Below are 19,404 nucleotides of genomic sequence, written 5' to 3'. Positions count from 1 at the left end.
ATTTAAAGCGACGTGTAATTATTTCTTATTCTGCATTTGAAGTAATTTTTCTCCAAATGCTGTTCCTAAACGGTATTGTCCTAATACGTTATAATGGACCTTATCCGAATGTTTAGGAAAATCATCATAAGGCTCATCAGCAGTCGTTTTTATGACCGCTACATTTTTCAAAACTTTGGTAATTTGTACCTGAGCAGTACGAACGGTTTCAGGACCTGCAGGAAACCTACCATAATGTGAATTGATTTGCCCCAATACAAAAGGCATTTCGTTCACATGAAATTCCGTGCGGATTCCTGTTATCAATTTTACCAAATTACCTTCATAACTCAAAGCCGAAACTTCTTTGGCAGCATCGTTTTCGCCTTGCATCCATGCCATACCGATGATTTTATATTTTTTGTCTTGTGCTTCCAGATTTTTTAAATTCTCTTTGATATCATTCACAAAATTGGAATACAATTTCAACTCTCTTTTAAAACCTTCAGTTTCCACTTCAATGGCTTTTTCAGCTGTCCATTCAGGATTCCAAGCACCATACAAAGCCGTTCCTCCTTGCGCAGTTTTGATAAGCAAATAATGAGTATTTGGATTTTTCTCCGCTAGAGTAACCCCAACCATTAACTCAGGACCAAAAGCTTCTTCGAAACCATATCTTTCTTTATGTCCTTTTGCCAAATAAAAAGACAAAGGCATCGGTTTTCTACCTGAATTGCTTACTAAAACTCGATCTTGGACTTTGGCTACTCTATCTTTTACAGATTGGCCTAAAGCTGTGTAATTTCCCGCTCCAGCCATATTGGATTGCCCTGCCAAAAGTACTATTTGTACAATTTTATCACTACCGTTTTGAGCGCTGATTGCACCAAAACTGAGCAAACAAAAGAGTGTAAAAAAAACTATTCTCATTGTTTTATTTTTTTAGGTAAGGTAACCGTGGGTACTGGTGAATTTTTATCCATCATATCTAGATCAATATCTTCTTTCTCAATTCGAGCTTTTCGGTGTGGTTTTCCGCTCATATAATTGTTGTACAAATTTTGAACACCTTCACCGTAGTACGGGTAATGATCAAAAATATCTCCATTGCCTAAAATTCTTGGATCCCCTTCTTTGATTAATTGCTTTGTCATGGCTTTGTGCATATTAGCCATTAACTTAGCATAACTAGCATCATCTGCTAAATTGTTGACACAAAAGGGATCTTTCTTGATATCGTACAATTCGTTTTCGCCTCTTTTTCCAAAATTAAGTTCCCAGTATTTCATAATTCCGTCCTTTCTTCTGGAATTTAAAACTTCGGTTTTTGTTGGACTTGAATCACAGTTTAGGTAACCCAATTCTGGATTCCCCACTGGCCAACGATCAATTTTAAAATTATGTAAGTATAAAAATCCGTTTTGGATAATTCCTCTCACAGGATAGCCTTCATCGTTAGGACGACCTACATCATGACGTTCTTTACCCACCATTTGGAAATCGCGTTTTTTATTGACAATCCCTGCTTTCTCTGAGAACAAGATATCCGTCAAACTCTTTCCGGTCAAGGATGCCATTCCGGATTGTTTGTCTGAAATTCCTGCCAATTCTAAATAGGTCGGTGCAAAATCAATAAAACTCACCATATCATCTACCACTCTACCTGGATTTTTAATTCCGTTTGGCCACATAATCGCTAGAGGAGAATGATTTGAATATTCATACACTTGCCCTTTCACACGTGGGAACGGCATTCCGTTATCAGAGGTGACGATGACGATGGTGTTTTCTAACTCGCCACTTTCTTCTAATAATTTTAAAATATTTTGTAAGTGTTTGTCAAAATATTCAATCTCAAAAGCATAGTCAAGCATATCGTTACGAACCACTTCATTATCTGGCCAAAAAGAGGGTACTTCATCAATGGAATTAACATCCATTCCGCCCAACTTTGCCCCCGACATAAATTCGTAGGCACGATGTGGCTCTTTGCTTCCATACCAAAAACAAAAAGGTTTGTCTTTGGGCCTCGCTTTTAAAAAAGCATCAAAATTCTTAGTATAGTCAACATTTGAAATTTGCTTGGTAGGCGGTGTCAATTTGAATTCGTCAAACTCGATTCCGGTTAAATCTCTTTCTTTTCCGTTTACTTTTCCAGGATCTCCTGGTCCCCAACCTTTGCCAGTATACCCTACAAAAAAGCCATTGTCAGCCAATGCTTCAGCATAGGTTTTGAATTTTGCAGGAAAGCTTGGCGAATGGTTTGCTGCTTCTTCTAATTGCCAGCTGTTGCGTCCTGTGATAATGCAGGCACGTGAGGGGGCGCATTTTCCGTTGGGCGTATAAGCGTTGTTGAATAGGATTCCGTTTTTGGCCACTTTGTCAAAGCCTGGTGTTTTTACCCATTTGCATCCATAGGCTCCAAAGTGTTTCCAGCCCGCATCATCGGCCACTGCAAAGAGGATGTTTGGTTGTTTGTTTATTTTTTTTTGTGCCATTGTGGTGTGCCCAAAACCCAACAAGGAACTTATGGTAATTAATAATAGTCTTTTCATTGTATCGATTAGTATAGCATTAGGGTAACAAAGTTTCAAATTTTATGGCGTACAGATGTCTCTAGCGGTATTTCAATAGTCTCTCTGCGTAAATATCAAGTGTTTTATGTCCCGTTTTTGCACAGAACCAACTTTTTGCTGCTGGTCCTCTGTATTTTTTTCGAAAAAGAAAAACAATATCGACTTAAGACACTTTCGAATAAAAACATTAAAAAATATGCATGGCAATTCCATAGGTAGTAAGACAAAATCCTACTAACTCATTTTCTTATTCGATAAAAAAACTGGACTGGGCTGCTTATGGAATCATTTTATTTGCCTCAAGCCATGTAAGCATGGAGTCAAACCAAGATGCTTTTGTCGTTTTATTGTGTAAGCCAAAACCATGACCTCCTTGCTGGTACACATGCAACTCTGCCTTTACACCTTCTTGAATTAATTTGGAATAAAACAGCATACTATTTTGGTACGGCACCGCTGTATCATCGGCTGCATGGACTAGAAATGTAATTGGTGTATCCTGTTACTTGCAACTCATTCGAATATAAATTCACCAATTCTGCAGATGGAGTTGTGCCAATTAAATGCACCCTTGTTCCTTTGTGTTGGTAGTCTCCAAACGAAATAACAGGATAAACCAATACCATGAAATCTGGTCTCAAATTGGTATTCTTAGGATTATCAATCACCACTTGATTAAAATGTGTTCCTGCCGTAGAAGCTAAATGTCCTCCGGCAGAGAAGCCCATGATCCCAACTTTATTCGCATCAGTGTGGTATTCTGTTGCATTTTCTCTAACTAACTTTAAGGCTTGCTGTGCATCTTGCAATGGCCCAATAGTCTTGTCTACCATGATTCCATCTGATGGCAAACGGTATTTTAAAATGAAAGCAGTTATGCCGTTCTCGTTTAATTTTTGAGCAATCGAATAGCCTTCGTTGGTCATCGATACAATTCCGTATCCTCCACCAGGACAAATTACGACTGCTGCCCCGTTGGATTTCCCTTTTTTGGGATAGAAGACGATCATTTCTGGATCTGTAATGTTTTTTATTCGAATGTTACCATCAGCAGCTGTATCAGCACTTTCAGCATATCCTGTCGCTTGTTTGCTACTGGGAACCTGTTGATATAATTTCACTATTTTATCTTGTGCCGTCACCGTACATAGGACAAACAGCATCATGAACATACTCATACTCTTTTTCATCCTGCTACATTGGTTATTCAAAGAAAATAAATTTTCAATTGGATTATTAAACATTTTTTATCATAAATAGGTATTAAATTACCCACTTTCACTCTATCAACTTGGGCTTTCGCCTTTTGAGTCTGCGTACTTATTGGTCATTTCGCTAGCATATTTACCCGGAGTTACATCGTATTTATCCTTAAATAATTTGCTAAAATGTGTTCTACTTTTAAAACCTGTCATCATGTAAACTTCATTGACAGATAAGGTACCTTCGACCAAGAATTCGGCAGCTTTTTTCAATCGATATCCTTTTAATAATTCAAATGGCGTGCAATTGGTCAACGTCTTCACCTTTTGGTAAAAATGGGTTCGATTCAAATACAAATCTTTGGCAAAATGATCCAAATCCAAGTCTTGATTGTCTAAGTTTTCGGCCATCAAACTGTAGAGTTTTTCTAAAAAAACATTGTCGTTACTATTGTCTTTTGACGTTAACTTAAGAGGAAGATCAATTTGAAAACGTTCACGTAAATATTTTCTATTGCGTAAAATAGACTCAATTGTAGACAACAAATATTGCATATTAAACGGCTTTTGAATGTAAGCATCGGCTCCATCAATCAACCCTTTTACCTGATCATCTATCGTTGTACATGCGGTCAATAGCACCACTGGAATGTGACTCGTTTTAATATCCGATTTAATTCGTTTGCACAGATCAAACCCGTTTAACTCCGGCATCAAAACATCACTTAAAACTAAATCTGGCCAAGTGTTTTCTAGCGCATCATCACATTCTTTTCCGTTTACAAAGACCTCAATAGTCATGAACTTAGAAAGTGTAGTTGAAATATAATTGCGTAAATCGGCATTATCTTCTGCAATAAATATTTTGGCATCAGCAAAACTACTATCAAACTGAAGCGTTTTATAATCAATAGAACTGAAAGAGAAACTGTGTTTGACCATTTGCTCTGCAGACAACAATTCATATTCAATTTCGTTTTGATCCTCAGTGTACTCCGTATGCACGATTGGTAATTTGACGTTGATAGTTGTTCCAACACCTACCTCGCTCTCCGCATTAATGTATCCATAATGCATTTCGACCAACTGTTTTGAAAATGCCAACCCAATACCCGATCCGCCGATATAAATATTTTCTTTTTTCTTGGATTGATAAAAACGCTCAAAAACGTGTGGCAAATCATCTGCATCGATTCCACGACCTTTGTCAATCACCGAAATGAACAAATCGGTTGCCTCCGCATGGTAGCGTATCTGAATCAAATCACTTTTTTTGGTGTATTTAAATGCATTCGTCAATAAATTATTAAAAATCTTTTCGAGCTTATCTTTATCTGCGTACACATATACCTTGTCACTACTTGGTACCGATTCAATCACTTTATGCTCCATTTGTGCCAAGAATTGATACTCTGAGATTAACTCATTTACAAATGAATTGAAGTTGAAATAAGTATAATTCATTTTCAATAAATTAGCATCAGCTTTTTGAAAATCATGAACTTGATCTAATAATTTTGAGATCTTACGCGATTGTTTTTGGACAATTTTCAAAGTTTCCTCAACCTCTGGATTGTTTTTAAATCGGGCATAGAGTGTCTCGACTGGTCCCGAAATTAATGTTAGAGGTGTTTTAATTTCATGCGAAATATTACTAAAAAAGCGCATCTTGGCCGCATTGATCTCCTTGATATTGCTTTTTTCTAATTCTTCAATTTGCATGTTGTGGTTCAATCGCTGCATTCTCAATATAAAATGAAGCACAAAATAACCTCCGATGATCACCGTCAAATAATACAAAATATACGCCCAAGAGGTTTTCCAAAATGGTGGTTCAATAACTATTTTCAACTCTTTACTTTTGGTCCATCTATTTAACGTATTTGATGCTTTCACTTTCAGTACATAATCTCCAGGAGGTAATCCGTTAAAATAAATATTTCGTTGATCCGAAGGAATTTCGATCCATTCTTTATTAATCGGCAGTAATTGGTATTTTATAAAATGATTGCTTTGTGTGGAAAAATGCAAAGAAGTAACCCCAATTGAAAACACATTTTCATTGTATTTGAGTGTAAGCTGCTCTAAATCACTCAAGCGCTTGTCCATCAAAATTCGATCATTGATCGTGTCGCCCGCTTTGATATTGGCACTAAATACTTTGAGATCTCCCAGTTCTAAACGAGGTAGTTTTTCATTGGTGGGTAACTTTTTTGGATTAAAATAACTAAACCCATCAAAACCCGACAAAACAATATAGCCGTTTTTTAAAACCGCAAAAGCATAGTTAAAATCTTCAAAAGGCAAACCATCTGTCATGGTGAATTTTTGAAATCTATAATCTTCAATATTGAATTTATTCAGACCAATGTTGGTCGTGATCCATAATGATTTGGCTCCATCATATATTACACTCTTCACCACATTATTTGAGAGTCCTTGTTTTTCAGAAAAAGAAATAAACTCGGGATCTTTATCACTATTTATGACTTTACAAATTCCGCCTCTCTCTGTTCCTACCCATAAATCTTTGTTGGGTAATCGAATAACGGAAGTAACAAAACTACTAGAAATCGTTTTTTTGTTTCTTTTGTCATTGGTAAAACGGTCAATTTTAGCTTTTTCTATTGATTTGTTATGGCTCAAATCGAGTCGGTACAAGCCATCGGCATTGGTACCAATCCACAGCAAGTTTTTGTAGAGCGGATCTGGATATATGCAACGAATCAATGAGATTTTTGTATCTTTAAAATAAGGATTATTGTTGAGCATTTCTACCCTAACCACCGCTTTATTAGCGTCCAAAACAAGTTTATAAAAGTCCTCAGAACCTCCAATTAAGATATTCCCTTCGGCATCTTCGGCAAGTACTTTAACTGAATCATAGCCGAACTTCTTAGATTCTAAAAGTGAAATAAATTCCGGATGGGTACTGCCTTTTTTGACTCTAAAAAGACCTTTTTCTGCTACTTTAAACCAGATGCTCTTGTTGCTATCTACAAAAACAGCTCCTACTTTATCTAAATTTTCTTTTGAAATAGCAAAAGGAATAGGCTCAAAAACATCTGTAGCCGTATTAAACAAACTCAAACCACCTTGAATCGTTGAGAGATATACTCGATTGGCATCAATAGGCGCTATATTCAAAACCTCGTTTGTCGTTAAACCATAAGGGAGATTTTTACTTTTATTATAATGCTTGAACGGGTTTTCATTCAATTCGAATTTAAAAAGTCCTTTATTATAACTTCCTACCCAACAACTATTTTTTAAGGGTGCAAAGCAACTCACTCTAAGCAAACTTGGCGCAAAGCTGCACTCCTTAATTTTATATTGCTTTTTGTTGCCCAACAACGAAGCATTGTTTATGTGAAGAAATCCATCTCTCGTGGTTCCTAACCATAAATTGTTATGATGGTCAACCGCTGCCGTTACAAATTCATATTGTTTTAAATCGGTATGGTTAAGGTGATACTGAATTTTGCTTCCTGTTTTTTTATAATCTACTACTGCTACACCTTTATCTAGAGTTACGACCAATTGCGTCTTGTTTATTTTTAAAAGTGATTTAGAATAACGGATAGCTGTTGCTAGTTCTAATTTGTATTTTTTAGTCGCTAGATTAAACGAAATTATTCCGATCGAAGTAGAAAATAAATAATTTTCATCATCAATAGCTATTCCGTCATAAAATGAAATGCTTTTAGATCCTTTGAGAACAGGAACATATTGATGATTAAAACTGTAATCATCATTGAAGATTAAGAGTCCTTTATGTTCGGTGGCACAAACAACTATTCTTTTTACGGTATTGAAAAGTATTTTTCTTACAATAGGCCCCGTAGTTCCTTTTTTCACTAAATCATTAGAAAATAAGGTGGTGAATTTTTCTTTGGTATAGGTGTAGATCGAAATGCCCTCATCGGTACCTATCCACAAGTTGCCTTTTTTGTCTTCAGCTAATGTGCGAATACGGTTATTGACCAAAATATCATTGTCAACAGAATTTTTAAATATTGAAAATCCGTAACCATCATAGCGGTTTAATCCATCATAAGTTCCTATCCAAATGTACCCTTTGGAATCCTCTAAAATAGAAGTAACACCATTGTGCGCCAAGCCATTGGATATCGAAATATTTTTGGAATAAGTTAATTGATCCACCTGCGCCTGAAGTTTCAAGGCAAACAGAGTAAAAACAAGGATTCGTATGATTTTGTTTAACATTTGGCGGTGTGGTATGGTTAGTTTTTTGGTAAGGCTAAATATAAGCAAAAACAGCTGAACAATCCCCAACAATAGCAAATAGATTGGCGGCACTAGGGTAACTGAGCATCCTATAAAAAAAGCAACTCTCCTCAAGTTTCACACTTTTAGAGAGTTGCTAATCAATACTATTACAAACTATTTTTATTGCAATTTAAGTTCTGTAGTGTTTTTATAGTCAGCACCTCTTACTTTAACAAAAGTAGCTATCATCTCTTTCAATTTTTCAGGATTTGATTTTGCTACGTTATTGGTTTGACCAATATCTTTTTTAGTATTGTACAATTGGTAATCGTCATCAGGACCCATTTCGATATTGACCTCTGTATTTATTTTTGGTGAGCCTTTGTACGGTGGAATCATAATCCAATCTCCTTTTCTCAATAGTGTTTTTGAATTGGCTTCTAAAACCAAAGCTTCTCGCCCATCTTTGCTTTTTCCTAAAAAATCACTTAGTAAGTTTTGACTATCACTCAGACTTGTTTCTTTACTTCCTACTAAAGAGGCTAATGAGGCCAACAAATCCATCTGACACACTACAGCATCCGATTTTCCTGGTTTTATATGCCCTTTCCAAAAGGTAAAGAATGGAACTCTCGTTCCACCATCAAGTAAACTGTATTTCCCACCTCTTAATGGTCCTGTTGGTTTGTGATTTCCTAATTTTTCGACCGCATCATCATAATAACCATCGTTTAAAACGGGTCCGTTATCACTAGAAAAGATAATCAAAGTGTTTTCTAAAAGTCCTTCGCTTTCTAACTTTTTCATCAATTCACCTACACACCAGTCCGCTTCTACAATTACATCGCCTCTTGGTCCTAAACCTGATGCTCCTACGAAACGTGGACTCGGCGTACGTGGTACGTGTGGTTGTTGTAAAGCATAATACAAGAAGAATGGGCTTTTGGAATGGTTTCCAATATAATTCTTAGCTTCTGCCAAAAAAGTATCGGCCATATCTTCGTCTTTCCATTTTGCAGCTTCTCCACCTTTCATGTAACCAATTCTTGGAATACCGTTAACAATACTGTTGTTATGACCGTGGTGCCATTTCATTGTCAACATTTCTGGGTTACTAATTGCAGTAGGCTCTCCCTCAAAATTCTTTTTGTAATCTACCATGATGGGATCTTTTGGATCCAAGCCCACTACATTACCATCTTTAATGTATACTGTAGGCACTCTGTCTTGCGTAGCTGCCATGATAAAACTGTAGTCAAAACCAACTTCGTTTGGACTTGGGCTAATGTGCTTGTTCCAGTCTACATCGCCGTTCCCTAAACCTAAATGCCATTTCCCTACAATTCCAGTATCATAGCCCGAGTCTTTCAACATCTTTGGGATAGTCATTTGGTTCACATCAATCAACAATGGTGCTGTTCCTGGTAGGATTTTAGCATCTGAATTTCTCCAAGGATACGTACCCGTCAATAATCCATATCTACTAGGTGTACAGGTTGCAGATGTAGCATAACCACTTGTAAACATCATTCCCCCATTGATTAATTTATCAATATTTGGCGTCTTTATTCCTGTTCCACCATAAGCACCAAGATCACCGTATCCTAAATCATCAGCATAAATAATGATGATATTTGGTTTTGAATTTGCCTCTGCTTGTGCATGATCTTCATGCTTGTTTTTACTTACATTACATCCTAACAAAGACAATGAAAGGACAAAAATTAAAGAGTATTTCATACTAGAGAATTTTAAACACATATTTAGATTATTATTATTTTTTTAATACTTTGATTGTTGATAATTCGAATTGATTGTTTGCTACGTGATAAACAAAGCTAGTCTAATAATGACTTAAACATTCGGCTACCGTACCAGTTATTTATAAATTTAAAACCAGTTTTTAATCCTATGCTGCATACAAACTAGGAGTGTAGATTAGATTATTACGTTACATAAGGTTTAACTTAGTGTTTTCTTTTTCAATCTGATCAGAAGCAATTACTACTTATTACAGTAGTAGAACATTAACTTACAAGGTGATATCTGAATTATTTTTTTATGATTTTTATAGCATATTTTTTTTCTAATGCCACTTTTGCAACATAGACTCCTGCCGGTACACTTTCTAGATGCAACTGTATTTGGTTATTGTGAACAACCGCCATTTTAGACATCACCAATTGAGAATTTGAGTTATAGAGCTTCACTTCTACTTGAGTCTTATTAGTATCTACATCAATGGTTACACTGCCCGTAGTTGGGTTTGGAAAGACATGTAATGTTTCTTCTTTAGTATTAAAATCATGTACCTTTAACGCACTACCTGCTTCTAATAATAAAACGGTTTCTGAATTCATCGTAAATGTAGCAGGAACAACCTCATTTGTCAGTAAATTTGTAAACGGAGTCGTTGTTTTTCCATCGAATGAAAGCGCTATCGTTGCGGTTCCCTTCCCTATATTCACAATCGAAATAATATTCCTCCCATCCGGTAAAGTAGTTGCTTTCCACATACACCCTTTTACGTTTAAAGCATTGGTTTCAACTAAATCAAATCGTGAGGCATGGTTTTTACTTGTTACGACTTCAATAGCTTTTGAAGCCATCGCATCGTAGTTTGAAAGACTAATTAACGAACCACTACCTGCTGACAAAGTTGCCGAACGCAGCTGGTTGTATTCATTTTTTTGTAGACTCTCCGTATCCGCTATTACTGTTCCGCCTGCATTCAAGTAGGCCTGTAAAGCCGCAAATTCCTTATCTGTCACAAAAGGTGTTTTGTACACCAAAACAACATCCCAATTGGCCTTGCTTTGAGTTGATAATATATTTTCAGTTGCAAATCCTATTGGTAATCCATTAAAATACAATGCTTGATACAAATGGAAAATATCATCCATATGCGACGTTTTATTGGTAGCTGAAGTTTCAGAATAGAAAATTCTAATAGGCTTTTTTAGATGTTGCAATGCATCAATTTCTTCCGAGAACGTATTCAAGTCCATTACTGTAGACGTGACTTCATTAATAATTCGAGCTTGTTGATTATTGGAACCTGCATATCCTTTATCGCCAAGATTGCGCATGGATCCATCTTCCCTACGTGACCAATACCAGGTTTGACTCACATTCAATCCTTGTAAAAAACCCAACCAATAGACCGAACGAGCATAGTCTGGCTTAAGATATAAATCTCGAAAAGATGCGGTAGATAAAAAATGGGTTTCTGAATTGTATATAATTTTATCCGGACTTACGGAAGTCATAAAATCATATCCCATGCATAATTCTCGCCATTCAAAACCAAAATGATCTTCCCACTCTTGCTTTGCTCCCCACATATGAGAATCGATAGCACCGGCATCGTTACCAATTATTTCACTTAAATTGGTTAATTTCTCCAAGTCAATACCGTGATTCCGATTGTTTTCTGTCCATAGATTAGGCATGATTTTGAGATGCACTTTTGCATTCGAATCATATTTTTTAATCTCTGTTTTTAAAAAAGTGTACCAATCTGTAACACGATCTGAATTAAAAGTAACCCAATCATACCACTTAGGTGTTCCTAATAAATTAGCCGCGATAGGAATCGTAATCGTAACCGTGTCAAAAGAAGTAAAACTAGTTCCCCAAACAGCATTTAAAGCCGCAATAGTATTGTGTTTGTCTTTTAACCAAATCTTGAATTTCTCTATAGTGTAAGTGGATACGGGCCCTGTTGCCCACACGCCTTCGGTAGTGAAAAAATGAGGTTCGTTACATAACAAATACCCTAATTCAGTATATTTTTTTCCTGCCATTTTAGGAACAGTTGCTCCCAATAAATAGCCTTGCATTTCTCTTGCTCCAGGGTTGTCAATATCGTATGCTGTAAAAGTACCTTCACGCATTTTAAAACCAGGGCCGTATTTTGTTTCAGCCCAATCAGGTACATTTTTATGATTTAAAAATACACTTCCAAAACGTCCTGAAGGTTTACCTTGCAAGTCACTTATAACCGAAGTTTTGATGGTTCCCATAGCATTGCTAACATGAACAGGGCTCAGGAAAAAACCATCTAAATTACCAAAGTAGTCCGTTAGTGTTCCAATTTCTGGTTTCCAGCTAAAATCAGATAAGAAAACAGGCTTGCCTTGATAAACTACTTTATTTCCATTGATGTTCACAGCTGCCCAATCAATACTAGGAGTTGGTTTTCTTTTTATATCTCCTGCTATCAATCTGCTTAAATACGCCTTTGAATCATCAAGCATTTTGATAATATCATTTCTTTCAAAATCAGGTAAATCTTGCGCCATTTGAGCGGCATTTTTTTTATACGCCGTCACCAATGCAAACTGATCGGTGTTTATAGACATATTATCCTGATCCCAATTAGCATAATTCAAGAATACCTGAGCGGTACGAATGGTCATTTTTTCTTTGGTAACATCAATACCTTTGTTTTCGGCTTGAGTCATCAAAGTTTGTAACTCTTTAATCTTTGACAAAGCGGTTTGCTCTAGTTGTGCTTTCATATCTAGACTCGAAAAAAGTAGTAGAACACAAGCCATTTTTAGATTAAAAAAAGGCTTGCGTTGCTTTATTCTTTCGTGGTAAATTTGTTCGATAAAATTCATTTCTGTTGGTTTTGGTAGAAAATAGCACTGTTTTAAAAAAGCTCTTGATGTCAAGATCGCATACATGTGATGATTGTCTCAGTCAGCTATTTTAATCTACCAAAATTAAGTTTGTTGTACACAACAGATGTCTTTATCTATATATAAAATGTCTTTGTGGGTACATTTAGCACCGTATTATAGGGACAGAAGGTCACAATTACAATTATCTTAATACTTTTTATAAAATTTATTTTTTAATTGTAGTGGCTACTCCCGAAGTTCTTAAACGTTCATAGTTTGCCAACATTTCCTTTATTTGATTTGCATATTTTGGATTTGCTACCAAATTTTCTGTTTCTACTTCATTTAGATTTGCATTCAAATCATACAATGCGACGGCTTTATTTTTGCTCATGTCACCTGAGGACACTCCTTTGATAATCAATTTCCACTGACCGTCTCTGATAGCGTAAGTAGGTCCTACTTTTGATTGATGCATTAAATATTGATGTACTGGCTCGGTAGTATTGTTTTTGAAAACAGGAATCAAGTTAGCCGAATCAAATACTTTTGAAGTATCTAATTTTTGATTGGTTAGCGCTGCCACAGTAGCTACTATATCTTGACCAACAATAGCCACTTTCGACTCTGTATTAGGTTTAATAATCCCAGGCCAAACTGCTACAAAAGGAACTCTATGTCCACCTTCATTAATCGACCCCTTTTTTCCTGACAATCCGTTGCTTGAGTCGTGACCTGCTTTTTTCATAGCATCGTCAATGTTCAAACCACCATTATCCGACGTAAAAATGAATAATGTATTCTCATACACTCCTGCTTTTTTAAGAGCCGCGATGATGAGTCCTACTTGCGCATCTAACTCGTGAATCATATCACCATGTCTACCTGGTGTAGCTCCTGCTATCTTCATTCCGTTAAACTCTGTTGGTGGCATGTGTGGTACATGAACCGCTTGGCTACAGTAGTATAAAAAGAAAGGAGCCGCATTATTTTGTTTATTGATATACGAAACTGCTTTGTCTGCTAGAAACTTACCAGCGTTTCTTGGATCCCAAAAAGAATCTCCAATTCCACCTCTATCTTCATGTTCGTCTTTATTATTTCCTTCGCTTGAATACCCTGTTTGGTCAGCGGTTAAATCAACCATAGTTGAATTTGCGTTTAGCTTTACCCAATTGCGATTTTCATAAAAAGCATATGGCTGATTTTGAATTCCTTGAGGTAATTCAACCGCATAATCAAAACCATAAGTTAGAGCCCCTTCTTCAATTTTAGTATAATCAGCACTTTTTTTAGATTTCCAAACACCACCTAAACCCCATTTACCAAAGAAAGCTGTTTTATAACCACCCGTTTTGGCAATTCTTGCACTAGTAGTAAATTTTGGGTCGATCAATGCATCTGATTCGGGCGACCAAACACCATAAGGACGACTATTTCTATACGAATAATTCCCTGTCAGCATCGAGAAACGTGTTGGCGCACACAAAGATGCAGGAGAATGCGCATCAGAAAAACGCATTCCTTGACCGAACAAAGCATCAATATTTGGGGTAGGTGCTACCGCATCTTTACCTGTGCGTTGCTTATGGTAGTAACCAATGTCACCCAAACCAATATCATCCGCCATAATCACTACAATATTTGGGGATTTTTTTTGGGCATTTACTTTTACAAAAAAGCTAAGTGACAAAAGTAAAAAAGTGCAATTCAATATTTTTTTTTTCATAATAGATAAGATGTTTGTAATTAATAACTAAAATCAACCATTATAGATTAATTTGAGTACTAATTAAGAATTGTTAGTTTATATCTCTTGAAATGAATGATGACTTATCCACTATCAAGAAATACAAAATACGTTTAGACAAAAACAAAACTTGTATGTAATAGTAAAAACGATGTCCCTATACATTTATTTATCGCATTTTAGCCAAAATATTATCAAATTGATTAAAGTTTGATTAAAAACCGAATCCTTTTTATGCCACATAAACAAAAGCCACCAATTCACGAATTACCTATAGGATTCGTGAATTGGTGACTTTTTGAATATATTTTATAATCGGTAAAATTGTGTTATCCTTATGCTTTCTCTTTTTTAACTTTTGTCTTCATTTTGTCTTTCAGAGGTTTTTTGCCTTTCGATTTATCTTTCTTAACCACTTTCTTTTCTCCTTTTGTAATCTTAGCAATAGCGTCTCCACAATTCGTTACGTCGGCTTCTTTCAAAATAGGTTTGTTAACAAAACCGATTGCTTCTACATTCGAAATAGTCGTTGGATAATTATCCGTATCTACTACCGCACCTATAGATGGCCCTAAATAAATTGGCATATCAGCAATTGCTGGTCTATTCATGTTTTCAGGAGCAAGGTGTAATTGACTAACCAACTCACAAGGCATGAATTTAAAATGCTTGCTTTTTAATTGTGATTCCACACCGTAAACCGCTTTGATATTTTTGGCTACTACGTTTTCAAAACCACCCACTTTAATATTGTCATCTACATTGTATTTTGTAGCGATAAATCCATTTTCGATTCGGAGTGTAAAACCACAGCTTTCACCATAAACACCGTCAATATCAACTTTTCCATTCTTCATTGCATGTGGAGAAAGCATCACTACTGAGTTTCCGTTTTTGCAAGAAATATTTCGAACTACGATATCATGATTTCCACCAATTTGTAGATCATTTACCAATTTCGCACCTGTTTCTAATCGCAAAGTTGCTCCACCAATACCACTCAAATCTTTGAATAAAAGATTACGTCCCGCTTGAGATTGGACCAAACCATAACCATAATGAGAATTAATAGTACTACAGTTTTTAACAACTCCATTTGTTGGATAAAAATATTCACCATTGTACTCACTAATCCCTAAACGAATTGAAGAAAACTTGGTAAAATTATCCTTAACCTCAAAACCCGAAATTAAAAAATTCTCTACATTTCCCAATTGAAATAAAGCGGGGTCATCACCTGAATTTTCAAAATCAACTGTGTATTTTTTCTTATCGTCAGAGCAAGTAACACTCACATTTTTGACAGTTCCTTCATTTTTTTCTCCAAAAAGAAAAACAGTACTCGTTTTTCCTTCTTTTACAAATCGGATAACAGCGTCCTTGTCAATTTTTATATGTACATCCGATTTTAGAGCAACAGGAGACAAAAGGTAATTCCCTTTTGGTAACACAATTGTTCCTCCCCCATTTTTAGCAACCTCATCAATTGACTTTTGTAATTTAGTAGTCGAATTAGATTCGAAAGTAGCTACGGCTTTGTAATCCTTAACTAGATTTTTTTGAATTCCTGCATTTTTAACTACTTTATAAAAGTTACTCTCTTTATCAATTTGCGCTGTAATAGCCACTGAAAACAAAAAGAGGCATAAAGTTGGTACTAGGTTTTTTAGTTTCATTTTTTGTTAGTTTTAATGTTTTTTGACGTATTATCGAATACGTTTCAATCTTAGATTTTGTTAAATCAAAATTCATGTTTTATATCCTTATCAATAATGTTACTAGTAACTATTATGTCGTTGTAGATATATTTAATCCACCTGAATCTCATCAATCAGCAATCCATCATCTTCAAGTGATGTTAATCGAACAGTATTTGCACCGGAACCAAAAGTAACTTTTGCTTTTAGTACTCCCCAGTCTTTTTTAAATTTTGCAGTAGCCGGAATTTCAATTTCTTGTTTTTTTCCATTCACTGTTAATAGAACCTTGTATGTGGAACGCAAAGTGCTATTGGCACTGTATCTTATTTTGATAGTAAAAATGCCTTTAATACCGTCGTTTTCTTGGTACCATTCCACATATCCTTTATTTTTTTTACCAAAAACAAGATAACCTGTCCCATTGAATCCTTCGCCATCCGAAGCGACTTTAACACCTTCATAATTAGCTTTTTCGGCTTGGTCGCCAATGATTTTTCCTTGAACGCTGTCTTCGTTCCAAACAAAACCTTCATCAAGATCAAAACGCTCCGACAAGAATTGTGTTGGCTTGCCATCAATAGTAATCAAAGACCTTACCGTGGTTCCAAGCGTTACCGCAAAAGGGGCAGTAAACTTTGTCGATTGCACCGTAGGTTCTGAACCATCGAGCGTATAATAAGCCTGACTATTTAACTTCGGGGCCGTTCCTCTCAAAGCCAAAACCTGAGTATCGATACTCACTTTATCAGACCTGATTAATTTTTTCTCTCCTAAAATTGCTGAAGCGACTACTGTTACATCACCAGAATCCTCGGTGCTTTCTATATACGCACGAGTCAGACCATAAAAAGCGATTCGGTTTGTTGCTTCAAAATGTTTTTCAACATCTATAGGACTTCCATTGTCCAAGGCTCAAATTTTTCCTGCTCCTAAAATGGTAAAATAAGTTCTGTTTTCGCCGTAAGGATACATTTCGCCTTTGTCATCTGTTGCGGTAACGCGTACTTGAACGATGTCTTTTCCTTTGGTCGCTAAACCTTCACCATCGACCGATAACTTTATTTTTGAAGGAACATCAGCTGTGCGAATGGTTTCTTCAGTAATTTGTTTTCCGTTTTTATAACCTACTGCTTTTAGTGTTCCCGGTTTCCAAGGTACCATCCACTGGCATTGCATTTTATCCCAATCCGTTCCTGGGTTTATTTTTCCCAAAGATTTTCCATCAAAAAACAATTCGACTGTATCACAATTAGAATAGACCCAAACCGGAATTTCAGTTCCTAATTCCATTTTTGGATGTGTCCAATGTGGTAAAATATGCACCATTGGCTTCGTAATCCACTGACTTTGGTACAGATAGAATAAATCTTTTTCGAAATTGGCCATATCAATCGCACCACCCATAAAGGATTTGAATGGAAAACCACCATGAACGTAGCCCGCTTCGCCAATGTAATCGTGTCCTGTCCAGCGGAAAGAACCCGCATAATTAGGAATATCACGTATTTGAGCAATATTATGTCGAGAAGTCATGCGCACTATGGCATTGTCATAACTTGAATTGAAAATTTGCTTGCGATTGCCTCTTTTAGCCTCTTCAATCCAGTCGTTGGTAAAAACCTCTTTTTCGGTCAAATCTGGAATTTCGTACGGTTGTTGTTTTTTATTTGGATAGCCGTCACGGTACCAAGTTTTGGTTCTGTAAAAACCTCTTACTTGCCACGTATGCGTATTTTCGGTTCCAATGAAAACTTTACCACCACTCTCTTTTTTTAAATCATCAAAAAAGCCTCTTCTTTCACTATGTCCATTTACCCCAAAAACATCCATAAATTCAGAACCTGAATGTCCCGAAGTCACTGGTCTGGTAGGATCTATTTCATGGCATTGTGCTACTAAGTCTTTGGCTACTTCGCCTTCGGTTTCGTTTCCTACACTGTAAATCACAACTGATGGATGGTTTCTATCACGGCGAATCCAATCAGTTAAATCTTTTTTCCACCAACCTTCAAAGTCCTTTTCTCCATAATCGTGGGTAGCTTTTTGTTTCCAACCATCAAATATTTCGTCCATGACCATCATTCCCATTTCGTCACAAAACTGATAAAACTGTGGTGTTTGTGGATTGTGAGCGGTACGAATGATATTCACTCCCATGTCTTTTAACTGCTGAATTCTAAAACGCAAAATTTTATCCGGTACGGCTGCTCCCAATGCGCCTGCATCTTGATGATTGCAAACCCCTTGAATTTTGACATTTTTTCCGTTAATCCACATACCCGTTTCTGGAATCCATTTGATATCACGAATACCAAAAGTGGTTTCAAAACGGTCAATTACTTTTTTACCTTCGTAAATTTGGCTTACTGCTTTGTATAAATTCGGTATTTCCACTGACCACAATACAGGATTTTTAATCGTGGTTACTTGAGCGATTTTTTGAACTTCATTCGAACCTACTTTTAATTTTGTAACTACTGATTGCACTTCTTTACCCGAAGCATCAACAATCGAAGTTTTCAACGATAATTTGGATTTTCTGGACGAATGGTTTTTGATTTCTGTATCAATTTTTATCGTATTTCCATCCGTACGTACATAGACACCATCGTTTACCACATTCACTTGCTCACGAACATCAATCCATGTGTTCGCGTAAATTCCGCTTCCAGTGTACCAGCGCGCTGATGGTTGTTGGTTATTATCTACTCGAACGGCAAAGGTGATTTTATCTGAATTTTTAGCTATTTCACTAATATCATAGCCAAAACTAATCCACCCATACGGACGTTTTCCTAGCTCTTTTCCGTTAGCCCAAACGGTACTGTTCATAAAAACACCATCAAAAATAATTTCGATATGCTTGCCTTTCCATGCTTTAGGCACCGTAATGGTTTTGCGATACCAACCAATTCCTGCTGGCAAATACCCACACTTATCTCCCATAGGGTTGTTAATATCATAATCTCCCTCGATACTCCAATCGTGCGGAAGGTCTAGCTTACGTCAAGACGCATCACTAAATTGCATAGCTTCCGCACCAACCACCTCTTTTTGAACAAAAAGCCAATCTTGATTGAAGCTTGTTTTTTGTCCAAAACTGGTCAATGATACTACTAACGCACATATAATTAACAGGTTCTTTTTTGTCATCTCTTTGTATATAAATTATTCTACCACGTTTTGTGTGGGTTATAAAATTTTAAATTTTTCACCATTAAGAAATTAAGATTCGTTAAGACATAAAATCCCTTAATTAGCCTTAATTTCTTAATGGTGCGTTTTTCAGATTTTATTTTACAAAAAAATCTATTTGTTAAAATCCACACAGTTGAGTGT

Annotated in this window: 11 protein-coding genes and 1 pseudogene; all 12 read right to left on the bottom strand. The window is 36.2% G+C overall.

Going from position 1 to position 19,404, the window contains the following annotated elements; all coding sequences use genetic code 11:
* Positions 1-18: 18 nt before the first annotated feature.
* Entirely contained in the window at positions 19-909 is an 891-nt protein-coding gene (locus tag LXH21_RS14635) for a sialate O-acetylesterase (RefSeq protein ID WP_239867522.1), read from the bottom strand.
* On the bottom strand, positions 906-2,534 hold the full coding sequence (locus tag LXH21_RS14630; RefSeq protein WP_239867519.1) for a sulfatase family protein: 1,629 nt from the start codon (positions 2,532-2,534) through the stop codon (positions 906-908). Before LXH21_RS14630 ends, LXH21_RS14635 begins: the two co-directional genes overlap by 4 nt.
* A 298-nt stretch (positions 2,535-2,832) precedes the next feature.
* On the bottom strand, positions 2,833-2,991 hold the full coding sequence (locus LXH21_RS14625) for an alpha/beta hydrolase family protein (protein ID WP_239867516.1): 159 nt from the start codon (positions 2,989-2,991) through the stop codon (positions 2,833-2,835).
* A 25-nt stretch (positions 2,992-3,016) separates the two neighbouring features.
* Positions 3,017-3,745 carry an alpha/beta hydrolase gene (locus LXH21_RS14620; protein ID WP_239867513.1) on the bottom strand — a complete coding sequence of 243 codons (729 nt, stop codon included), beginning with the start codon at positions 3,743-3,745 and terminating at the stop codon, positions 3,017-3,019.
* A 96-nt stretch (positions 3,746-3,841) separates the two neighbouring features.
* Entirely contained in the window at positions 3,842-7,984 is a 4,143-nt protein-coding gene (locus LXH21_RS14615) for a hybrid sensor histidine kinase/response regulator transcription factor (protein WP_239867510.1), read from the bottom strand.
* 183 nt (positions 7,985-8,167) lie between these two features.
* The gene (locus tag LXH21_RS14610) at positions 8,168-9,727 is read right to left on the bottom strand and encodes a sulfatase family protein (RefSeq protein WP_239867507.1); all 1,560 of its coding nucleotides are present in this window, start codon (positions 9,725-9,727) and stop codon (positions 8,168-8,170) included.
* A gap of 311 nt (positions 9,728-10,038) precedes the next feature.
* Entirely contained in the window at positions 10,039-12,612 is a 2,574-nt protein-coding gene (locus tag LXH21_RS14605; RefSeq protein ID WP_239867504.1) for a T9SS type A sorting domain-containing protein, read from the bottom strand.
* A gap of 229 nt (positions 12,613-12,841) precedes the next feature.
* Positions 12,842-14,344: a sulfatase family protein gene (locus tag LXH21_RS14600; protein WP_239867501.1), complete on the bottom strand. Its 1,503-nt coding sequence runs from the start codon at positions 14,342-14,344 to the stop codon at positions 12,842-12,844.
* Between the two features lie 356 nt (positions 14,345-14,700).
* The gene (locus LXH21_RS14595; RefSeq protein WP_239867498.1) at positions 14,701-16,041 is read right to left on the bottom strand and encodes a glycoside hydrolase family protein; all 1,341 of its coding nucleotides are present in this window, start codon (positions 16,039-16,041) and stop codon (positions 14,701-14,703) included.
* A gap of 132 nt (positions 16,042-16,173) precedes the next feature.
* Positions 16,174-16,974: a chitobiase/beta-hexosaminidase C-terminal domain-containing protein gene (locus tag LXH21_RS14590; protein WP_239867495.1), complete on the bottom strand. Its 801-nt coding sequence runs from the start codon at positions 16,972-16,974 to the stop codon at positions 16,174-16,176.
* 3 nt (positions 16,975-16,977) lie between these two features.
* Positions 16,978-17,355 carry a DUF4982 domain-containing protein gene (locus LXH21_RS17280; protein WP_262916222.1) on the bottom strand — a complete coding sequence of 126 codons (378 nt, stop codon included), beginning with the start codon at positions 17,353-17,355 and terminating at the stop codon, positions 16,978-16,980.
* Positions 17,356-17,892: 537 nt separating this feature from the next.
* Positions 17,893-19,053 (bottom strand): annotated as a pseudogene (locus tag LXH21_RS17275) (glycoside hydrolase family 2 protein); the annotation flags it as partial.
* Positions 19,054-19,404 lie beyond the last annotated feature (351 nt).

Source organism: Flavobacterium algicola (assembly GCF_022399565.1).
Lineage (GTDB): Bacteria > Bacteroidota > Bacteroidia > Flavobacteriales > Flavobacteriaceae > Flavobacterium > Flavobacterium algicola.
The sequence above is the reverse complement of the archived record's forward strand: the minus strand, read 5'-3'. Positions and strand labels throughout refer to the sequence as shown.